We start from the raw sequence: 20,779 nt of genomic DNA, 5'->3' as shown, positions 1-20,779 counted from the left end.
GGTCACGACAAGGAGCACCATGCGTACGCACCGCATCGCCGGAGCCGTCCTCGCCACCGCCCTTCTCACCGGTACGGTCATGGCCCCGGCCGCCCTCGCCGCGCCGCCCACGACCGCTTCGTCCTCCGTCGCGCAGTCCGCCGTCCCGTTCACGGCGGCCACCGCCACCCGTACCGCCGACGGCGGCCACACCCTGTCCTGGGCCTCGCCCGCCGGATCGGTGACCGTCACCGCCGTCACCTCGCCCGACGCCACCACCGGCACCGCGCTCGGCACGGCCCCCGGCACCGGCTCGCTGACCGTCGCCCCGGGCACCCTCCCGGAGGCCGGGCGCTGGTACTTCCGGCTGGTCCCGGACAGCGGCAGCCCGCTCGTCGTCGCCGACCGCTCGCTCGGCCTGGCCTCGGCCCGCAACTTCCGGGACATCGGCGGCTACCGCACCACGGACGGGCACTGGGTGCGCCCGGGCCTGGTCTACCGCTCCAACAAGCTGAGCGGTCTCACCGACGCCGACCAGCAGCGGCTGGTCTCCCAGAAGCTGACGCTCGACGTGGACCTGCGCAACGCCCAGGAGCGCCACGACGACCCGGACCGGCTGCCCGCCGGGGTGCGCTACCAGGTCGCGGACGTCGTCTCGCTCGCGCACGGCATCCGCTTCCACGACTCGGCCCTGATGACCCTGGCGGAGGCCATCGCCGCCGGGCTCTTCTCCGGCTCCTCGGACCTCGGCCAGTCCATCGGCTACCCGTTCATGGTCAACTTCGTGGGAGCGGACTACGCCTTCCACGACCTCGTCACGGCCGTCGCCACGAACACCTCCGGCGCCACGGTCTTCCACTGCAGCGCGGGCAAGGACCGCACCGGCTGGGGCACGGCCGTCCTGCTCACCCTGCTCGGTGTCCCCCGGGCCACGGTGGAGGCGGACTTCCTGGCCAGCAACCAGTACACCGGCGACCCACAGGCCGTGGAGCTGAGCTGGCTGCGCGCCGCGTACGCCGAGGTGGACCAGATCTACGGCGACTTCGACACGTACGTACGTGAGGGGCTGAAGCTCGACGCGGCGACCGTGGCGGCGCTGCGGGCGAAGCTGCTGACCGGCTGACCGCGCACCCGGCCGCCGCGCCCTCCGGCGCTCAGCAGCCCGGGCAGTGGTCCGGCGGCCACCCGACGGCGTGCTCGAACTCCGGGCACAGGTCGTCGGCCACCTCGGCGATCACCCCGCCGTACCCGTCACCGTCGGCCCCCGCCCTCCCGCACCGCACCTGTCCGGCCGCGGGTCCATGCTGGTAGGGAGGCGATGCCATGCGTACCGGCAATGAACCGACGACCGCCCGCAGTCCGCTGCGGATGCGGCTCTGGCTGAGTCTATGGGGCCTGGCCTGGGCCGTCTTCGGCGTGACGGCCTTCGCCGTGAACGGCCGCACCGGCTGGGCCGCCGTCTGCGGGGTGCTGCTCGTCCTGGTCCTGGTGGACCTGTGCGTGGTCGTGCACCGGCTGCGCCAGGGCGCGCACTACCAGCCGGGCCGCTCCATCCCCCCGTACGACCCCGACCACGGCCCGCACGGCGGCCAGGGCCCGCCGCCGGGCACCCCCTAGTCCTCGAAGCGGGCGGCCCGCAGATACTCCGGCTTCGGGTCGAGCGCGGCCGCCAGCCGGAAGTGGCGGGTGGCCCGCTCGGGGTGGCCGGAGCGTTCGAAGGTGCGGGCGAGGGCGAAGTGTGCGAAGGCGTTGTCCGGTTCGCGCTCAAGCACCAGCTCGAATTCCAGCTCGGCGGGGCGCAGCTGCGCCGCCGCGAAGAAGGCGCGGGCGCGCAGCAGCCGGGCGGCGGTGTTCTCGGGGTGGGCGGCGATCACCGAGTCGAGCAGCCGCACGGCGCCCCGGGGATCGCGCGCGGCGAGCAGCTGCTCGGCCGCTCGGAAGTCGATGACGTCGGTTTCCGGGGTCCTCTCGGGCACGGTGGCATCCTTCTCTGGTCCGTCCCGAGGTCAACACGGGGGCGGCTGCGGGTATTCCGGTACGGCGACGGGCCCGGCCGGCGATGCGGTACGGACCCGGCTCAGCCGGTCTCCGCCGCCGCCCGGCGCGCCAGCTCCGCCCAGACCTCGCGGACCCGGGCCGCCAGCTCCTCGACCGGTCCGTCGTTGTCGATGACCAGGTCGGCGACGGCGCGCCGCTGCTCGCGGGTGGCCTGGGCGGCCATCCGGGCGCGGGCGTCCCCCTCGGTCATGCCACGCAGCCGGACGAGCCGGTCGAGCTGGGTCTCCGGGGCGGCGTCGACCACGATGACCAGGTCGTAGAGGGGGGCGAGGCCGTTCTCGGTGAGGAGGGGGACGTCGTGGACGACCACGGAGTCCGGCCCCGCGGCCTTCTCCAGTTCGGCGGAGCGGTCGCGGACCAGGGGGTGGACGATCGCGTTGAGCGCGGCCAGGCGGTCCGGGTCGGCGAAGACGATCGCGCCGAGCGCGGGCCGGTCCAGGGTGCCGTCGGGGGTCAGGATGCCGGGGCCGAACTCCTCGGTCACGGCGGCGAGTCCGGGGGTGCCTGGCTCGACCACCTCGCGGGCGATGCGGTCCGAGTCGATGAGCACGGCACCGTGGCCGACGAGCAGCCGGGACACTTCGCTCTTACCGGCTCCGATGCCCCCGGTCAGGCCCACTCTCAGCATGCCCGGCAGCCTAGTGCCCGCTGCCCGCCGCCCCGACAGGCGGGGCCATGGGCAGCGGGCACGAGAGCGGCGCGACGCTCAGACGTCGCCCTCGCGTTCGGCGAGGAACTTCTCGAATTCGAGGCCGATCTCGTCGGCCGACGGCAGGTCAGCCGGTTCGGCGACCAGGTTGCCCCGGGTCTCCGCACCCGCGACCGCGTCGTACTGGTGCTCAAGGCCCTCGACCAGCGAGACCAGTTCCTCGTCGCCCTGGCCGATCTGGCGGTCGATCTCCGTCTGGGTGCGGTGCGCCTCGGTGCGCAGGGCGTGCGCGACGGACGGCAGGACCAGGCCGGTCGCGGCCGTGATCGCCTCCAGCGCGGTGAGCGCCGCGTCCGGGTAGGAGGAGCGGGCGACGTAGTGCGGCACATGGGCGGCGACGCCGAGCACGTCGTGGCCCGCCTCCATCAGCCGGTACTCGACCAGCGCCTCGGCGGAGCCGGGGACCTGCGCCTCCTCGAAGGGGCTGCGGTGGCCGGGCGTGAGGTCGGTGCGGTTGCCGTGCGGGGTGATGCCGACGGGGCGGGTGTGCGGGACACCCATCGGGATGCCGTGGAAGTTGACCGCGAGGCGGACGCCCAGGCGCTCGACCACCTCCTCGACGGCGGCGGCGAACCTCTCCCACTCCACGTCGGGCTCGGGCCCGGACAGCAGCAGGAACGGCGCGCCCGTGGCGTCCTGGACGACGCGGACCTCCAGGGCGGGTGTCTCGTACGCCGCCCAGCGGTCGCGCTTGAACGTCAGCAGCGGACGCCGTGCGCGGTAGTCGATCAGGCGGTCGTGGTCGAAGCGGGCCACGACCTGGTGCGGCAGCGATTCGAGCAGGCCGTCAACGATCTGCTCGCCGGTCTCACCCGCGTCGATGTAGCCCTCGAAGTGGTAGAGCATGACCAGGCCGGCCGACTCCTGGGCGAGCGCCATGTCGACCACAGCCAGGCCCTTCGGCTCCCATTCGTACAAACTCTGCGGATCAGGCACGGTTACCGCTCCTCCTTGTGTTCCTGGAGAAGAACGCCCCGGGGTACCCCGGTCATTCCCCGTACGCGCTCTTTCACGCCGGAAACACGTGAGGCCCGCTCCCCGAAGGGAGCGGGCCTCACGGTCACTTACCTACCGCAGCCGATGACCGGCCGGAGGGACAGAGCGTCAGCTCTGGCCGCCCGCCAGCTTCTCGCGGAGCGCGGCCAGGGCCTCGTCCGACGCCAGGGCGCCGGAGTTGTCCGCGGACTCCGAGGAGTAGGAGCCGCCGCCACTGCCGCCCGAGGCGGCCGGGGCGTTGCCGGCGGGGGCGGCAGCGCCCTCGGCAGCAGCGGCCTCGTCGGCCTCGCGGGACTTGATGACCTGGGCCTGGTGCTGCTCGAAGCGCTGCTGCGCCTCGGCGTACTGCGTCTCCCAGACCTCGCGCTGGGACTCGAAGCCCTCGAGCCAGTCGTTGGTCTCGGGGTCGAAGCCCTCGGGGTAGATGTAGTTGCCCTGGTCGTCGTAGGACGCGGCCATGCCGTACAGGGTCGGGTCGAACTCGACCGAGGCCGGGTCGCCGCCGAACGCCTCGTTGGCCTGCTTCAGCGAGAGGCTGATGCGACGGCGCTCAAGGTCGATGTCGATGACCTTGACGAAGATCTCGTCGTTGACCTGGACGACCTGCTCCGGGATCTCCACGTGGCGCTCGGCCAGCTCGGAGATGTGGACCAGGCCCTCGATGCCCTCGTCCACGCGGACGAACGCACCGAACGGAACGAGCTTGGTGACCTTACCGGGGACGACCTGCCCGATCTGGTGCGTACGGGCGAACTGCTGCCACGGGTCTTCCTGCGTCGCCTTGAGCGACAGCGAGACGCGCTCGCGGTCCATGTCGACGTCGAGAACCTCGACGGTGACCTCTTGGCCGACCTCGACAACCTCGGAGGGGTGGTCGATGTGCTTCCAGGACAGCTCGGAGACGTGCACCAGACCGTCGACGCCACCCAGGTCCACGAAGGCACCGAAGTTGACGATCGAGGAGACGACGCCGGAGCGGACCTGACCCTTCTGGAGGGTCGTGAGGAACGTCTGGCGGACCTCGGACTGGGTCTGCTCGAGCCAGGCGCGGCGGGACAGGACCACGTTGTTGCGGTTCTTGTCCAGCTCGATGATCTTGGCCTCGAGCTCCTTGCCCACGTAAGGCTGGAGGTCGCGGACACGACGCATCTCGACGAGCGACGCCGGGAGGAAGCCACGGAGGCCGATGTCGAGGATGAGACCACCCTTGACGACCTCGATGACGGTACCGGTGACGATGCCGTCCTCTTCCTTGATCTTCTCGATGGTGCCCCAGGCACGCTCGTACTGAGCGCGCTTCTTCGAGAGGATCAGGCGGCCTTCCTTGTCCTCCTTCTGGAGAACCAGGGCCTCGATCTCGTCACCGACCTTGACGACCTCATTCGGGTCGACGTCGTGCTTGATCGAGAGCTCGCGGCTCGGGATGACACCTTCGGTCTTGTAACCGATGTCGAGGAGAACCTCGTCCCGGTCAACCTTGACGATGACACCGTCAACGATGTCGCCGTCGTTGAAGTACTTGATCGTCTCGTCGATCGCCGCGAGGAACGCGTCCGCGTCGCCGATGTCGTTGACCGCAACCTGCGGAGTGGTGGCGGTGGTCTCGGTGCTGCTCGTCATGTGGGAAAGGGCTCCGGTACGGACAGTGAGTCGTAGGTACTGCTACGCCGAAAGCCCGTATCGCCTCTGCCTAAGCCGGACAGCCCGGTAAGCGCCCATTCCGTGACCGGAAGGCGCCTCGTGAACCGAGGGGACTAGCAACAGATGCGAGCGCGGCCTGCTAGGTCTGAGGAGCGCAGGCTCGCAGCGCAACTTGTAGCATACGGGGGCAGCAGGGCACGGTCAATGCGCGAAGGCGGACACCGCGGACGGAAAGCCCCATATCCGGCACAACTCGGGTTCCCCGAGGCCAGATCGTGTCCGGCAACGTCCGGACACACCGGTACAGCGCTGCGCAGGCCCCCTTGGTACGTACCGCGTACGGCGGGGTGAAGGCAAACTACAACGACGGACACGATGAGCCAAGAGATGTACGCCGCCGAACCCGAGGCGACCCGCCGCAGCGCCGGGACCGCCGAGAGCAGCCGGGCCAGCCGGGGCTGGTGGGACCGCAACGCCGACGAGTACCAGAGCGACCACGGCGCCTTCCTCGGCGACGACCGCTTCGTCTGGGGCCCCGAGGGCCTGGACGAGGAGACGGCCGGGCTGCTGGGCCCCGCCGCCGCCCTGAAGGGGCTCGACGTCCTGGAGATCGGCGCCGGCGCGGCGCAGTGCTCCCGCTGGCTGGCCGCGCAGGGCGCCCGCCCCGTCGCCCTGGACCTCTCCCACCGCCAGCTCCAGCACGCCCGGCGCATCGGCGAGGACGTCCCGCTGGTCGAGGCGGACGCCGGACGGCTGCCGTTCCGCACCGCCTCCTTCGACCTGGCCTGCTCCGCCTACGGCGCGGTGCCCTTCGTCGCCGACCCGGTCCAGGTCTTCCGCGAGGTCCGCCGGGTGCTGCGCCCCGGCGGCCGCTGGGTCTTCTCCGTGACGCACCCCCTTCGCTGGGCCTTCCCCGACGAGCCGGGCCCGGAGGGCCTGTCGGTCGCGGCCTCCTACTTCGACCGCACGCCCTACGTCGAGCAGGACGAGCACGGCGACGCGGTCTACGTCGAGCACCACCGCACGCTGGGCGACCGGATCCGGGACGTGGTCGCGGGCGGCTTCCGGCTGGTGGACCTGGTCGAGCCGGAGTGGCCCGCCTGGAACGACCAGGAGTGGGGCGGCTGGTCCCCGCTGCGCGGCAACCTGATCCCGGGGACCGCGATCTTCGTCTGCGTACGGGACTAGGGCCTTTCCTTTGGATCAGGCCGGATCAGGGCGCGGGCGCCCTTCGTACGAGACTGGGGGCGTGATCCGCACCGACGCCCTCGACCGGCTGCCCGTCCGCACCGCCGTCCCCGCCCTCCGGCAGGCACTGGACGACCACGGGACCGCGGTGCTGTGCGCACCCCCCGGCACCGGCAAGACCACCCTCGTCCCGCTCGCCCTGGCCGGGCTGACCGGCGGGGGCCCGGTACGCCGGGTCGTCGTCGCCGAGCCGCGCCGGATCGCCGCCCGCGCGGCGGCCCGGCGGATGGCGTGGCTGCTGGGCGAGCGGGCCGGGGAGCGCGTCGGGTTCACCGTGCGCGGCGAGCGGGTGGTGGGCCCGGACACCGTGGTGGAGGTCGTCACCACCGGCGTGCTGCTCCAGCGGTTGCAGCGCGACCAGGAGCTGGCCGGGGTGGACGCGGTGATCATCGACGAGTGCCACGAGCGCCATCTCGACGCGGACACGGTGGCCGCGTTCCTGCTGGACGTGCGCGCCGCGCTCCGCCCCGACCTGCGCCTGGTGGCGGCGTCCGCGACGACGGACGCGGAGGGCTGGGCGCGGCTGCTCGGGGACGCCCCGGTGGTCGAGGCGCGGGGCGTGTCGCACCCGGTGGAGGTGGTGTGGGCCCCGCCGTCCGTGCCGGTGCGGCCGCCGCACGGGATGCGGGTCGACCCGGCGCTGCTGGGCCATGTCGCCTCCGTGGTACGGCGGGCGCTCGCCGAGCGGGACGGCGACGTGCTGTGCTTCCTGCCCGGCGTCGGCGAGATCGGCCGGGTGGCCGGGCAGCTCGCGGGTGTGGCGGCCGAGGTGCTCCAGGTGCACGGTCGGGCCCCGGCCGCCGTGCAGGACGCGGTGCTGGCCGGGTCCTCGGAGGGACGGCGGGTGGTCCTGGCGACCTCGGTGGCCGAGTCGTCGCTGACGGTCCCCGGGGTGCGGACGGTGGTCGACTCGGGGCTCGCCCGGGAGCCGCGCACCGATCACGCCCGGGGGCTGAGCGCGCTGGCCACCGTACGGGCGTCGCAGGCGGCGGGCCGGCAGCGCGCGGGCCGGGCGGGGCGCGAGGCGCCGGGGACGGTGTACCGCTGCTGGGACCGGGCCGAGGACGGCCGGCTCGCCCGGTTCCCGGCCCCGGAGATCAGGGTGGCCGACCTGACGGCGTTCGCCCTCCAGGCGGCCTGCTGGGGTGATCCGGACGCCACCGGGCTCGCGCTGCTCGACGCGCCGCCGGAGGGGGCGATGGCCGCCGCGCGCGAGGTCCTCGGCGCGGTCGGCGCGGTGGGGCCGGACGGCCGGGTCACCGAACGGGGCGTGCGGATGTCCCGGCTCGGACTGCACCCCCGGCTGGCCCGGGCGCTGCTGGACGGGGCGGCCGAGGTGGGCGGGCGCCGGACCGCCGAGGTGGTGGCGCTGCTGAGCGAGGAACCGCCGCGCGCGTACGGGGACGATCTGGCGGCCGCGCTGCGCACCGCGCGCCGGGGCCAGGACGCCTACGCGGGGCGCTGGCGCCAGGAGGTGCGGCGCCTGTCGTCCGCGCTCAAGGGCGACGGCGGCGGGCGGACCGTCGCGGACGACGCGGCGGTGGGGCTGGTGGCGGCCCTGGCGTTCCCGGAGCGGGTGGCGCGGGCGCGGGGCGGCGGGGCGTTCCTGATGGCGTCGGGCACGGGCGCGGAGCCGGGCGAGGGCTCCGGGCTGCGCGGGGCGCCCTGGCTGGCCGTGGCGGTCGCGGACCGGCCCGCGCACGCGGCGTCCGCCCGGGTGCGCCTGGCGGCCGTCATCGATGAGGACACCGCGCTCCTGGCGGCGGGGCCGCTGCGGTTCGCGGGCGAGGAGGTCCGCTGGGACGGCCGGGACGTGGTGGCCCGCCGGGTGGAGCGGCTGGGGGCGGTCGAGCTGGCGGCGCGCCCGCTGAAGCAGCCCGATCCGGCGCTGGTCCGCGAAGCCCTGGTCGAGGGGCTGCGGCGGGAAGGCCCGGGGCTGCTGCGGTGGAGCCGGGACGCGGGGCAGCTGCGGGAGCGGCTGGCCTTCCTGCACCGGGTGCGGGGTGAGCCCTGGCCGGACGTGTCGGACGAGGCGCTGCTCTCGGACCCGGGGGCCTGGCTGGAGCCCGAGCTGTCCCGGGCGCGGCGGCGCTCCGGCCTGGCCGCGATCGACGCGGGGCAGGCGCTGCGGAGGCTGCTGCCGTGGGCGACGGGCGAGGCGGTCCGGCTGGACGAGCTGGCGCCGGAGCGGATCGAGGTGCCGAGCGGTTCGCGGATCCGGGTGGAGTACGGCGGGGACCAGCCGGTGCTCGCGGTGAAGGTCCAGGAGCTGTTCGGCCTCCAGGAGACCCCGGAGGTGGCGGGCGTGCCGGTCCTGGTGCACCTGCTCTCCCCCGCGGGGCGGCCGGCGGCGGTGACGGCGGACCTGGCGTCGTTCTGGCGCGACGGCTACAAGGCGGTCCGGGCTGAGCTGCGCGGCCGCTACCCGAAGCACCCGTGGCCGGAGGACCCGGCGACGATGGAGGCGACCCGGTTCACGAAGGCGCGCCTGAAGCGGGACTGAAACAGGGGGCAGCCCCTCGGCCGGCCGGCGGCGGAGGGGCTGCCCGGGTGTGTGCCTCGTCAGGAGCCGGTGGTGGCCGGGGGCGCCTCGACGGTCAGCTCGATGTCGAGCGTGGCGCCGCCGCCGGTGGCGACGCGCAGCACGTACGTACCGGCCCCGTCGGCGTAGAACGTCGGTACCTTGAGGGTGCCGTCGGCCTCCGTGTGCAGCTCGTCGAGGCTGCGGGTGATGTCGCCTGCGCCGTTCGTCCAGAACGGGCCCTGGCCGGGCGCGTCCGGGTCGCGGCCGTCGGTGACTACGGAGGCGTAGGCAGGGACCCGGCCCACGGCCTTGCCCTTGTGGGTGGCGGCGATCGTGATGCCCTCGAAGGTCTCACCGGCGACGGCGGTCAGCTTCGGGGTGCCGGTCAGCACAAGGGTGTCGGGCAGACGGGAGGTGACCGTACCGCGGAAGAAGGTCCAGACCCTCGAAACGCCTCGGGCAGTGGCATCCAACTGGAACTCGCCGGTCTTCTCGCCCGCGCGCACGGCCGGGGCGGTCGCGATGCCGTCGGCTCCGGTCACGACGACGACGGTCCTGAGGCCGCCCTCGAACGTGACACCGGCGTTGCCGGTGATGCTGAAGGTCACGGCCTCCTTGGCCACCGGGCCACCGAGGAGGCTGCGCGCCCGCACCCCTGCGTGCCCCTCGAAGGTCTCACCGGCGATGGCGGTGTCGTCGATGGAGGACACCTTCTCCAGCGAGGCCGCGACGTGCGTCGGGCTGGGCGCCGGCTTCGGGGTGTGCGACGGCGCCGGCGGCTTGGCCGTCCCGGCCGGGCCCGAGGGCTCGGCGGACGGCTCGGACGGCTCGGACGGCTCGGTGGGCTCGGTGGAACCGCCCGGCTTCGGCGTCTCGGACGGCGGGGGCGTCGGGGACGGGGTGCTCGACGGGCCGCCGTCCGGCCGACTGGGGCCGGGGTTCCGGCTGGTGGGGCCGGTCGGGAGGGCGCCGGTGCCGTCGGGGACCTCGTGCGTGCCGCGGTTGTAGTACGTGAACCAGGAGCGGACCGTACGCAGATACACGTCGGAGTGGTTGTAGCTCAGGACCGCCCGGTCCACGTCGGCGGCGGCCGACAGGTCGCGGTCGCCGGCGCAGAGGTAGCGCCCGGCGGCGAGCGCGGCGTCGTAGACGTTGTTGGGGTCCTTGCGGCCGTCGCCGTTGCCGTCCTGGCCCCAGGTCGCCCAGGTGGACGGGATGAACTGCATCGGGCCGACCGCCCGGTCGTGCGTCCGGTCCCCGTCGTAGGCACCGTTGTCGGTGTCCTTGATCAGCGCGAAGCCGTTGCCGTCGAGGGCGGGGCCGAGGATCGGGGAGAGCGTGGTGCCCTGCGCGTCGACCCGGCCGCCGCGGGCCTGCCCGGACTCGACCTTGCCGATCGCGGCGAGCAGCTGCCACGGCAGCCGGCAGGCCGCGTCCGTGCCCGCGACGGTCCGCTCGGCCTTCTTGTACGCCGCCAGGACGGAGGCGGGTATGCCGGACTCGGCGGGGCCGGTCACCGGCAGGTCGGCCGAACCGCCGGGCTTGGCCGGGGTGTTCAGCGGCGGCAGGTCCGTGTAGTACGGCGAGTCGCCGGAGACGCCGCCGCCCTGGTCCGCGGGGGTCGAGGAGCCCGCGGCCGGCTGGTCGCCGTCCGCCGCGACGACCGCGGACGGGGCGCCGGGGGCCTGCGAGGCGGAAAGCGCCGCGACGGCCACGGCAGCCACGGCGGTGGTGGCCGCTCCTCTGTACAGTCGGCGACCGAATTGCGCTGCCATGGTGTGTGGGCCCTCCCCCTCGTCGCTGTCGGCGCTCCCCTGCGCCTGGACTCAGGCGACCCTACGGCAACTCCCGCGGCGCGCACACAGCGGGCGGGCCGGTTCTTACCGCTTTCTCACCTTCCTGAACACAAGTTGTCCACGTGGGGACATCCCCGTGACGGATCTTCCTGCCCGCCGAGCCACCCCGGACCTGCCCCGCCGGGTCACGCATACTGCCCGCATGCCCTTCACGCTCAGCCATGCCGCCGCCGTGCTCCCCGGGATTCGGCGCGACGGCACGGGCCGTGGTCCGCTGCTCGCTTCGGCCCTGGTCGCCGGGTCGTTCGCCCCCGACCTGACGTACTTCGCGGACTCGGTGGTTCCGGGCGCGATGGAGTTCGGCGAGGTCACCCACGCGGTGTGGGGCGTCGCCACCGTGGACGTCCTGATCACCGCGCTGGCGCTCGGCCTGTGGCTGCTGCTGCGCGACCCGCTGGTGGCGCTGCTGCCGGAGCGGTGGCGGGGGCGTGTGCACACCTGGCTGCGGGGCGGCGGGGCGCCGACGGGCCCCGGGCGGTGGGGACTTGGGGCACGGGACGCCGCGTGGTTCGTGGTGTCGGCGGTGATCGGGTCCGCCACCCATGTCGTGTGGGACGCCTTCACCCATCACGACCGGTGGGGTGTACGGCTGGTCCCCGGGCTCGACGGCAGCGTGGCCGGGTATCCGGTCTTCACGCTCGTCCAGTACGGCACGTCCGCCCCGGCCCTGCTGCTGCTCGCCTGGTTCACGGTGTCGGGGCTGCGGCGGACCGGGGACCGGCCGGTGCCCGCCTCGGTGCCGGTCCTGACCGCGCGGGTCCGGGGCTGGGCGTTCGCCACGATCGGGCTGTGCGCCGTGCTGGGCACCGCCCATCGGTGCGCCCGCTGGTACGCGTACTACGGGCACATCGACACGCCGCTGGACATCATCCCGACCGCCTGCTTCGGCGCGGGCGCGGGCCTCGCGGCCGGGCTCCTGCTGTACGCGGCGGCGGTGCGGCCAGGGCCTTTCGTTTGGATCAGGCCGGATCAGGGAGCGGGGCCTGGCACGTGCAGCTGCAAGGCGGAGGATTGAAGCAACGCGGAGCGTTGGTGATTGACGACAACGCGGCAGATGCGCGCGCCAGGCCCCGCGAGCCCGGCCTGATCCAAACGAAAGGCCCTAGCCCCGGCGCGGCGGGAGGCGGAGTCGGCCGGGGCCCCCGCGGGCCCCGGCCGGAAGCGGTCAGTGGGCCGCTGACTCCCAGTCACCGCCGACGCCGACCGACACGTCCAGCGGGGCGCGCAACCGCACCGCCGTGGACATCTCGTGGCGCAGGATGCGCTCCACCTGCTCCCGCTCGCCCGCGGCGATCTCCAGCACGATTTCGTCGTGCACCTGGAGCAGCATCCGGGACTTCAGCTCCGCCCCGCTCAGCGCCCGGTCGACCTGGAGCATGGCGACCTTGACGATGTCGGCGGCGGTGCCCTGGATCGGGGCGTTGAGCGCCATCCGCTCGGCGGTCTCGCGGCGCTGGCGGTTGTCGCTGTTCAGGTCGGGGAGGTAGCGGCGGCGGCCGAAGACGGTCTCCGTGTACCCGGTGGCCCTGGCCTCCTCCACCACACGGCGCAGATAGTCCCGGACCCCGCCGAACCGCTCGAAGTAGGTGTCCATCAGGACCCGGGCCTCGCCCGCCTCGATGTTCAGCTGCTGGGAGAGGCCGAAGGCGGACAGCCCGTACGCGAGGCCGTAGCTCATGGCCTTGATCTTGCGCCGCATCTCCGGGTCGACCGCGGACTTCTCCACGCCGAAGACCTGCGAGGCGACCGTGGTGTGCAGGTCCTCGCCGGAGGTGAACGCCTCGATCAGGCCCGCGTCCTCGGAGAGGTGGGCCATCACGCGCAGTTCGATCTGGCTGTAGTCGGCCGTCATCAGCGTCTCGAAGCCCTCGCCGACGACGAAGCCGCGGCGGATCGCCCGGCCCTCGTCCGTGCGGACGGGGATGTTCTGCAGATTCGGGTCGGTGGAGGAGAGGCGGCCGGTCGCGGCCACCGTCTGGTTGAACGTGGTGTGGATGCGGCCGTCCGCCGCGATCGTCTTCACCAGGCCCTCGACCGTGACCCGGAGCTTCGCCTGCTCGCGGTGGCGCAGCATGAGGACGGGCAGCTCGTGCTCCGTCTGGCCGGCCAGCCAGGCCAGCGCGTCCGCGTCCGTCGTGTAACCGGTCTTGGTCTTCTTGGTCTTCGGCAGGCCCAGCTCACCGAACAGGACCTCCTGGAGCTGCTTCGGCGAACCGAGGTTGAACTCCCGGCCCACCGACGCGTGCGCCTCCTTCACCGCCTGCTGGACGGCCCCGGCGAACTGCTGCTCCATGCCCTCCAGATGGGCCCGGTCCGCCGCGATGCCGTGCCGCTCCAGGCGGGCGAGCAGGATCGACGTCGGGAGCTCCATGTCGTGCAGCAGCTCGGCCGCGCCGGCCTCCTTCAGCCGCTCCGTGAACGCGTCACCGAGATCCAGGACCGCACGGGCCTGCGCCATCAGGGCGTCGGCCTCCGCCCGGTCGTCGGCGCCGAACGCCAGCTGACCGTCGGCCGCGGCGGCCGGCGCCAGCTCGCGGCCGAGGTACTCCACGGCCAGCGCGTCCAGCGCGAAGGAGCGGCGGCCCGGCTTCACCAGATACGCGGCGAGCGCGGTGTCCATCGTGACGCCGTCGAGGTGCCAGCCGTGCTCCGGGAAGACCCGCATCGCGCTCTTCGCGTTGTGCATGACCTTGGGCCGGGCCGGGTCCGCGACCCAGGCGGCGAACGCCTGCTCGTCGGCCGCGTCCAGCTGCGCCGGGTCCAGCCAGGCGGCGGAGCCGTCGGCTGCGGCGAGCGCGATCTCGGTGACCGTGCCCACCCCGAGCGACCAGGTGTCGACCGTCATGACGCCCAGCGGCTGCGCCCCGTGCTCCGCCAGCCAGGGGGCCACCTCGCCGGTGGAGAGCACGGCCCCGTCCAGCTCGATCCCGGCGGCGGGCGCGGGCGGCTCGGCCTCCGCCGCGCCCGGGTCCACCGCGAGCAGCCGCTCGCGCAGGCTCGGGTTGCGGATCTCCAGCAGGTCGAGGATGCCGGTGACCGCCGTGCGGTCGTACGGGGCGCGCTCCAGCCCCTCCGGGGTCTTCGGCAGCTCCACGTCCCGGACCATCTCGGTCAGCACGCGGTTCAGCTTCACCGCGTCCAGGTGGTCGCGGAGATTCTGCCCGGCGACGCCCTTGACCTCGTCGGCCCGCGCGATCAGCTCGTCGAACGAGCCGAACTGGTTGATCCACTTCGCGGCGGTCTTCTCACCGACCTTGGGGATGCTCGGAAGGTTGTCCGACGGGTCACCGCGCAGCGCCGCGAAGTCCGGATACTGCCGCGGGGTGAGGCCGTACTTCTCCACGACCTTCTCCGGGGTGAACCGGGTCAGCTCGGAGACGCCCTTGGTGGGGTAGAGCACGGTCACGTTGTCCGTGATCAGCTGGAACGAATCGCGGTCGCCCGTGACGATCAGGACCTCGAAGCCGGCCGCCTCGGCCTGCGTCGCCAGCGTCGCGATGACGTCGTCCGCCTCGAAACCGTCCACCGCGAACCGGTCCGCGTGCATCGCGTCCAGCAGCTCGCCGATCAGCTCGACCTGGCCCTTGAACTCGTCGGGGGTCTTCGACCGGTTCGCCTTGTACTCGGGGAACTCCTGCGCCCGCCACGTCTTGCGGGACACGTCGAACGCCACGGCGAAGTGCGTCGGCGCCTCGTCACGCAACGTGTTCGCGAGCATCGACATGAAGCCGTACACCGCGTTCGTCGGCTGGCCCGCCGCCGTCGTGAAATTCTCCGCGGGCAGCGCAAAGAACGCCCGGTACGCCAAGGAGTGCCCGTCCATGAGGAGCAGGCGCGGTCGGTTGTCTGCCGTCTTCTTCGATGCCGTCTCAGCCACACCCCGATCCTGCCACGGACCACTGACATTCCGGACCGGCCGCCGCCCGCGACGCCTCACCGGGCACCCGGCCCGGCCCCCGTGCCAGGATCGGTAGGGAGAAGGAAACACCCACGGCGGACCCGCGAGACACCTCCCGGGGGCCCGCAGCCGGCTCGAAGGGGAGCACCATGGCCAGCAAGCCGCCCGCAGGAGACCCCGTCCAGGACGCCCCCCGGGTCGGACCGGCCCAGCACTCAGCCGCCGGGCTGCCCGCCGTCGCCCAGAGCCTGCGCGTCGCCCAGCAGCAGATGGGTCTGCGCCGCACCGCGCAGACCCTCCTCAAGGTCAACCAGAAGGACGGCTTCGACTGCCCCGGCTGCGCCTGGCCCGAGGGCGACAAGCGGCACACCGCCGAGTTCTGCGAGAACGGCGTCAAGGCCGTCGCCGAGGAGGCCACGCTCCGCCGCGTCACCCCGGACTTCTTCGCCGAGCACCCCGTCTCCGACCTCGCCGGGCGCAGCGGCTACTGGCTCGGTCAGCAGGGCCGCATCACCCAGCCCGTCTACCTGCCCGAGGGCGCCGACCGCTACGAGGCGGTCACCTGGGAGCGGGCCTTCGACATCATGGCCGAGGAACTGGGCGCCCTCGCCTCCCCCGACGAGGCCGTCTTCTACACCTCCGGGCGCACCAGCAACGAGGCCGCGTTCCTCCTCCAGCTCTTCGCCCGCGAGTTCGGCACCAACAACCTGCCGGACTGCTCCAACATGTGCCACGAGTCCTCGGGCTCCGCGCTCACCGAGACGATCGGCGTCGGCAAGGGCTCGGTGTCCCTGGAGGACCTGCACCACGCCGACCTGATCATCATCGCCGGGCAGAACCCCGGCACCAACCACCCCCGGATGCTCTCCGCCCTGGAGCAGGCCAAGGCGGCCGGCGCGAAGATCATCTCGGTGAACCCGCTGCCCGAGGCCGGCCTCGAACGCTTCAAGAACCCGCAGACCCCGCAGGGCATGCTCAAGGGCACCCCGCTGAACGACCTGTTCCTCCAGATCCGGATCGGCGGCGACCAGGCCCTCTTCCGCCTCCTGAACAAGCTGATCCTGGAGACCGAGGGCGCCGTCGACCGGACGTTCGTCGCCGAACACACCCATGGCTACGAGGAGTTCGCCGCCGCCGCGGCCGGGGCCGACTGGGACGCGACGCTCACCGCGACCGGACTCGACCGCGCCGCCGTCGAGCAGGCCCTCGCGATGGTCCTGGAGTCGGAGCGCACCGTCGTCTGCTGGGCCATGGGCCTCACCCAGCACAAGCACTCCGTGCCGACCATCCGCGAGGTCGTCAACTTCCTCCTGCTGCGCGGCAACATCGGCCGCCCCGGCGCCGGCGTCTGCCCCGTGCGCGGCCACTCCAACGTCCAGGGCGACCGCACCATGGGCATCTTCGAACGGCCCGCGCCCGCCTTCCTCGACGCCCTGGACAAGGAGTTCGGGATCACCTCACCGCGCCACCACGGCTACGACGTGGTCCGCGCGATCCGCGCCCTGCGCGACGGCGAGGCCAAGGTCTTCTTCGCGATGGGCGGGAACTTCGTCGCCGCCACCCCCGACACCGACGTCACCGAGGCCGCCATGCGCAACGCGCGCCTCACCGTCCACGTCTCCACCAAGCTCAACCGCTCCCACGCCGTCACCGGCGCCCGCGCGCTGATCCTGCCCACCCTCGGCCGTACCGACAAGGACGTCCAGGCGGGCGGCAAGCAGTTCGTCACCGTCGAGGACTCCATGAGCAAGGTCCACGCCTCGCGCGGCAACCTCACCCCCGCGAGCCCGCACCTGCTCTCCGAACCCGCCATCGTCGCCCGCCTCGCCCGCGCCGTGCTCGGGCCCGAATCCACCACGCCCTGGGACGAGTTCGAGAAGGACTACGCGACGATCCGGGACCGCATCTCCCGGGTCGTACCCGGCTTCGAGAACTTCAACGCGCGCATCGCCCACCCCGGCGGCTTCACCCTCCCGCACGGCCCCCGCGACTCCCGCCGCTTCCCCACCGCCACCGGGAAGGCCAACTTCACCGCCGCGCCCGTCGAGTTCCCCGAGCTGCCCGAGGGCCGGCTGCTGCTCCAGACCCTGCGCTCCCACGACCAGTACAACACCACGATCTACGGCCTGGACGACCGCTACCGGGGCATCAAGGGCGGCCGCCGCGTCGTCCTCGTACACCCGCAGGACGCGGAAGCCCTCGGACTGGCCGACGGGTCCTACACCGACCTCGTCAGCGAGTGGAAGGACGGTGTGGAGCGCCGCGCCCCCGGCTTCCGCGTCGTCCACTACCCCACCGCCCGGGGCTGCGCCGCCGCGTACTACCCGGAGACCAATGTGCTGGTCCCCCTCGACTCCACCGCCGACACCAGCAACACCCCCGCCTCCAAGTCCGTCGTGGTGCGCTTCGAGCCCGCGCACAACGACACGCCCTAAGCGCTCGCTCAGGCGTCTGATAAGAACGACGCGTACGAGCACCGCACCGAGACGAAAGGCGGACCCATGGGCGAGCACACCGCACCCACGTTCCCCCAGGAGATCATCGACGAGTACGCCGCGCTCGGCGTCGACCTGCCCGCCCTCTTCTCCGCCGGCCACCTCGGCGAACGCATGGGCGTCCGCATCCTCGAAGCCTCCGCCGAGCGCGTCGTCGGCACCATGCCGGTCGAGGGCAACACCCAGCCGTACGGACTCCTGCACGGCGGCGCCTCCGCCGTCCTCGCCGAGACCCTGGGCTCCGTCGGGTCGATGCTGCACGGCGGCCCGTCCAAGTTCGCCGTGGGCGTCGACCTGAACTGCACCCATCACCGAGGGGTACGAAGCGGCCTCGTCACCGGCACCGCCACCCCCGTGCACCGGGGACGCACCACCGCCACGTACGAGATCGCCATCACCGACGAGCAGGACAAGCGGGTCTGCACCGCGCGCCTCACCTGCCTGCTGCGCGAGGCACCCGCACCCGAAGCCGCCTGACCCCGCACCACGCTCCACCACCCCTGCCCGGCCGTGACCCAAAACGGCCGGGCAGCGGCATATCCGGGCACAACCACCGCCATGATCAAGGAAATTGAGCGGCGCACGGCGTCAACCCCCTTGACCCGACGCCCCGTTCCATGGCCCACTCAGCTGCCCACACCTCACCCGCCCCCGCCACCACACCGCGTCGCCGCACCCCCGCCACCGTAACGCAGCGTAATCAACGCCCGAGGTGACGCACTTCGTCACGACGCGATCAGCCCGGCCCCGACACCACCGGGCCCTCCGGCATGCCCCCACGCCCCCGCACCGGGCCCCCGCCGGGCGACAGCAGCAAGATCACCTCAAGCCCCTTAGCAGAGCTGCGCGTTCTCACATTGCGGTCACTTCACGGTCCGGTAAAAAACCGTACATGTCCACCCAGCCACCTCAAGCCTTGCTCAAGGGCATAACAAGACAGTCACATCCTTGGCCGGCACCCCTCCCGACCCCCACCACTGCCCTTAGAGTCACGGCCAGTCACCGCGCCGCCGGGCGCGTCTGCAAGCACGGCCCTGTACCAACCCAGTACGGCCCGGCGAACGACACGGCACCTCAAGCGAGGAGGCCGCGCCAGGGAAAGGACCTTTCGTGCGACACCGTTCTTTGCTCATCCTCACCACAGTGCTCACCACCGGTGCACTGACGCTCACCGCCTGCGGGTCGCGCGACGACGACAACAAGAGCGACGGCAACAGCGGCAGCGGCAACACGACCGTCGTCATCGGCGTCGACGCGCCGCTCACCGGTGACCTCTCCGCGCTCGGCCTCGGCATCAAGAACTCCGCCGACCTCGCCGCCAAGACGGCGAACAAGGACAAGACGGTCCCCGGCATCACCTTCGAGGTGCAGCCGCTCGACGACCAGGCCCAGCCCTCCGTCGGCCAGCAGAACGCCACGAAGTTCATCGACAACAAGAAGGTCGTCGGAGTCGTCGGCCCGCTGAACTCCGGCGTCGCCCAGTCGATGCAGAAGCCCCTCAACGACGCCGGCCTCACCCAGGTCTCCCCCGCCAACACCGGCACCGAGCTGACCCAGGGCGACAACTGGAAGACCGGCGACAAGAAGCGCCCCTTCGCGACCTACTTCCGCACCGCCACCACGGACCAGATCCAGGGCGCCTTCGCCGCGAAGTACCTGTACAACGACGCGAAGATCAAGCAGGTCTACCTCATCGACGACCAGAAGCCCTACGGCGCCGGTCTCGCCGCCTCCTTCAAGGCGACCTTCACCGGCCTCGGCGGCAAGATCGTGGGCTCCGACCACGTCAACCCCGAGGACCGCGACTTCAACGCCGTCGTCACCAAGGTCAAGAAGTCCGGCGCCAAGGCCGTCTACTACGGCGGTGAGTACCCCGCAGGCGCGCCCCTGAGCCAGCAGCTCAAGGACAGCGTCAAGATCCCGCTCATGGGCGGCGACGGCATGTACAGCGCCGACTTCATCAAGCTCAACAAGAAGGCCCAGGGCGACATCGCGACCTCCGTCGGCAAGCCCGTCGAGGAGCTCGACTCCGCCAAGAAGTTCATCGCGGACTACAAGACCGCCGGCTACAAGGACGCCTACGAGGCTTACGGGGGCGGCACCTACGACGCCACCTGGGCCATCATCGAGGCCGTCAAGCTCGCCGTCTCCGAGAACGACGGCAAGCTCCCCGACGACGCCCGCGCCAAGGTGCTCGCCGCCATGAGCAAGGTCAAGTTCGACGGCGTCACCGGCCCGGTCTCCTTCGACGAGTTCGGCGACACCACCAACACCATGATGACCGCCTACCAGGTCGACGGTGGCAAGTGGGCCTCCAAGCTCAGCGAGGCATACAAGCCGTAACCGCTCCCGGGCACGCCCCGACCGACCCCAGACCGCGCGGGAGCGCTACGAGCACTCCCGCGCGGTGCCATATCCGAACCACTCCACGGAGGCCCTGCGGTGCACGAACTGCCGCAACAGCTGGCCAATGGACTCATCCTCGGCGCGATGTACGGACTCATCGCGATCGGCTACACGATGGTCTACGGAATCATCCAGCTCATCAACTTCGCCCACGGCGAGATCTTCATGATCGGAGGCTTCGGAGCTCTCACCGTGTACCTCTGGATGCCGGCCGGCGCCAACCTCCTCGCTATCGTCCCCGTCATGATCATCGGCGGCGTCATCTGCTCCGTCGCCATCAGCGTCGCCGCCGAACGCTTCGCGTACCGGCCCCTGCGCAACGCCCCCCGGCTCGCCCCGCTGATCACCGCGATCGGGCTCTCCCTCGCACTCCAGCAGGCCATCTGGAAGTGGTACCCCGACGCCACCAAGGACCGCCCCTTCCCGCAGTTCAAGGGCGACGCCTTCAACATCTTCGGCGCCCACGTCCAGCGCGGTGACCTCTTCGTCCTCATCGCCGCCCCCGTCTGCATGATCGCCCTCGGGCTCTTCGTCTCCAAGACCCGCTCCGGCCGCGGCATGCAGGCCACCTCGCAGGACCCCGACACCGCCAAGCTCATGGGCATCAACACCGACCGCATCATCGTCATGGCCTTCGCCATCGGTGCCGCGTTCGCCGCCGTCGCCGCCGTCGCCTACGGGCTCAAGAACGGCCAGATCGGCTTCAAAATGGGCTTCCTCATGGGCCTCAAGGCATTCACCGCCGCCGTCCTCGGCGGCATCGGCAACATCTACGGCGCCATGCTCGGCGGCGTCGTCCTCGGCGTCGCCGAATCCCTCGCCACCGGCTACATGAGCGACGTCCCCGGGATGGACCTCTTCGGCGGCGGCGCCTGGAAGGACGTGTGGGCCTTCGTCCTCCTCATCGTCGTCCTGCTGCTGCGGCCCCAGGGCCTGCTCGGCGAACGCGTCGCGGACAGGGCGTGATAC

Annotated in this window: 16 protein-coding genes; 9 read left to right on the top strand and 7 right to left on the bottom strand. The window is 72.2% G+C overall.

Going from position 1 to position 20,779, the window contains the following annotated elements:
- The first annotated feature begins 19 nt into the window (after window positions 1–19).
- Complete coding sequence (locus tag OG867_RS25050) at window positions 20–1,102, top strand: tyrosine-protein phosphatase (protein WP_406288664.1); 1,083 nt, start codon at window positions 20–22, stop codon at window positions 1,100–1,102.
- 31 nt (window positions 1,103–1,133) lie between these two features.
- Here OG867_RS25050 and OG867_RS25045 read toward each other — a convergent pair whose 3' ends face one another.
- Window positions 1,134–1,304 (bottom strand): hypothetical protein, encoded by a 171-nt coding sequence (locus OG867_RS25045; RefSeq protein ID WP_406288662.1) that lies wholly within the window; start codon window positions 1,302–1,304, stop codon window positions 1,134–1,136.
- On the opposite strand from OG867_RS25045, the gene OG867_RS25040 reads away from it, so the two are divergent.
- A complete protein-coding gene (locus OG867_RS25040) occupies window positions 1,303–1,596 on the top strand; it encodes a DUF6343 family protein (RefSeq protein WP_328899672.1) in 294 nt (97 codons plus the stop codon). The genes OG867_RS25045 and OG867_RS25040 overlap by 2 nt on opposite strands.
- On the opposite strand, the gene OG867_RS25035 is transcribed toward OG867_RS25040, so the two are convergent.
- The 4 genes from OG867_RS25035 to rpsA all read right to left on the bottom strand — a co-directional run bounded on the left by OG867_RS25035 (window position 1,593) and on the right by rpsA (window position 5,362).
- The gene (locus OG867_RS25035) at window positions 1,593–1,955 is read right to left on the bottom strand and encodes a tetratricopeptide repeat protein (protein WP_073968291.1); all 363 of its coding nucleotides are present in this window, start codon (window positions 1,953–1,955) and stop codon (window positions 1,593–1,595) included. The two genes, OG867_RS25040 and OG867_RS25035, sit on opposite strands and share 4 nt — an antisense overlap.
- Before the next feature lie 101 nt (window positions 1,956–2,056).
- Window positions 2,057–2,665, bottom strand: coding sequence for a dephospho-CoA kinase (gene coaE, locus OG867_RS25030; RefSeq protein ID WP_406288658.1), 609 nt, complete (start codon window positions 2,663–2,665; stop codon window positions 2,057–2,059).
- Window positions 2,666–2,743: 78 nt separating this feature from the next.
- Window positions 2,744–3,682, bottom strand: a complete 939-nt coding sequence (locus tag OG867_RS25025; protein WP_406288655.1) for a PAC2 family protein — start codon at window positions 3,680–3,682, stop codon at window positions 2,744–2,746.
- 168 nt (window positions 3,683–3,850) lie between these two features.
- A complete protein-coding gene (gene rpsA, locus OG867_RS25020; RefSeq protein WP_328899675.1) occupies window positions 3,851–5,362 on the bottom strand; it encodes a 30S ribosomal protein S1 in 1,512 nt (503 codons plus the stop codon).
- Window positions 5,363–5,770: 408 nt separating this feature from the next.
- Between rpsA and OG867_RS25015 the strand changes: the two genes are divergently transcribed.
- Window positions 5,771–6,571: a class I SAM-dependent methyltransferase gene (locus OG867_RS25015; RefSeq protein WP_406291170.1), complete on the top strand. Its 801-nt coding sequence runs from the start codon at window positions 5,771–5,773 to the stop codon at window positions 6,569–6,571.
- 61 nt (window positions 6,572–6,632) lie between these two features.
- Complete coding sequence (gene hrpB, locus OG867_RS25010; RefSeq protein WP_406288651.1) at window positions 6,633–9,134, top strand: ATP-dependent helicase HrpB; 2,502 nt, start codon at window positions 6,633–6,635, stop codon at window positions 9,132–9,134.
- A gap of 59 nt (window positions 9,135–9,193) precedes the next feature.
- Here hrpB and OG867_RS25005 read toward each other — a convergent pair whose 3' ends face one another.
- Window positions 9,194–10,930 carry a lytic transglycosylase domain-containing protein gene (locus OG867_RS25005; RefSeq protein WP_406288649.1) on the bottom strand — a complete coding sequence of 579 codons (1,737 nt, stop codon included), beginning with the start codon at window positions 10,928–10,930 and terminating at the stop codon, window positions 9,194–9,196.
- A 223-nt stretch (window positions 10,931–11,153) separates the two neighbouring features.
- On the opposite strand from OG867_RS25005, the gene OG867_RS25000 reads away from it, so the two are divergent.
- Entirely contained in the window at window positions 11,154–12,026 is an 873-nt protein-coding gene (locus tag OG867_RS25000) for a DUF4184 family protein (RefSeq protein ID WP_406288646.1), read from the top strand.
- A 150-nt stretch (window positions 12,027–12,176) separates the two neighbouring features.
- Here the strand turns inward: OG867_RS25000 and polA are convergent, their stop codons facing one another.
- Window positions 12,177–14,888: a DNA polymerase I gene (gene polA, locus OG867_RS24995; protein ID WP_406288644.1), complete on the bottom strand. Its 2,712-nt coding sequence runs from the start codon at window positions 14,886–14,888 to the stop codon at window positions 12,177–12,179.
- A 170-nt stretch (window positions 14,889–15,058) separates the two neighbouring features.
- On the opposite strand from polA, the gene OG867_RS24990 reads away from it, so the two are divergent.
- From OG867_RS24990 to OG867_RS24975, 4 genes are all read left to right on the top strand, one after another.
- On the top strand, window positions 15,059–17,344 hold the full coding sequence (locus tag OG867_RS24990; protein ID WP_406288641.1) for an FdhF/YdeP family oxidoreductase: 2,286 nt from the start codon (window positions 15,059–15,061) through the stop codon (window positions 17,342–17,344).
- 66 nt (window positions 17,345–17,410) lie between these two features.
- On the top strand, window positions 17,411–17,881 hold the full coding sequence (locus OG867_RS24985) for a PaaI family thioesterase (RefSeq protein WP_406288639.1): 471 nt from the start codon (window positions 17,411–17,413) through the stop codon (window positions 17,879–17,881).
- A 648-nt stretch (window positions 17,882–18,529) separates the two neighbouring features.
- The gene (locus OG867_RS24980) at window positions 18,530–19,747 is read left to right on the top strand and encodes a branched-chain amino acid ABC transporter substrate-binding protein (protein ID WP_406291167.1); all 1,218 of its coding nucleotides are present in this window, start codon (window positions 18,530–18,532) and stop codon (window positions 19,745–19,747) included.
- 99 nt (window positions 19,748–19,846) lie between these two features.
- Window positions 19,847–20,776 (top strand): branched-chain amino acid ABC transporter permease, encoded by a 930-nt coding sequence (locus OG867_RS24975; RefSeq protein ID WP_406288636.1) that lies wholly within the window; start codon window positions 19,847–19,849, stop codon window positions 20,774–20,776.
- Window positions 20,777–20,779: the final 3 nt, after the last annotated feature.

The organism is Streptomyces sp. NBC_00209, from assembly GCF_045206345.1.
Taxonomy (GTDB): domain Bacteria; phylum Actinomycetota; class Actinomycetes; order Streptomycetales; family Streptomycetaceae; genus Streptomyces.
Note: the sequence above shows the minus strand (reverse complement) of the source record. Positions and strands in the feature narration are given on the sequence as shown.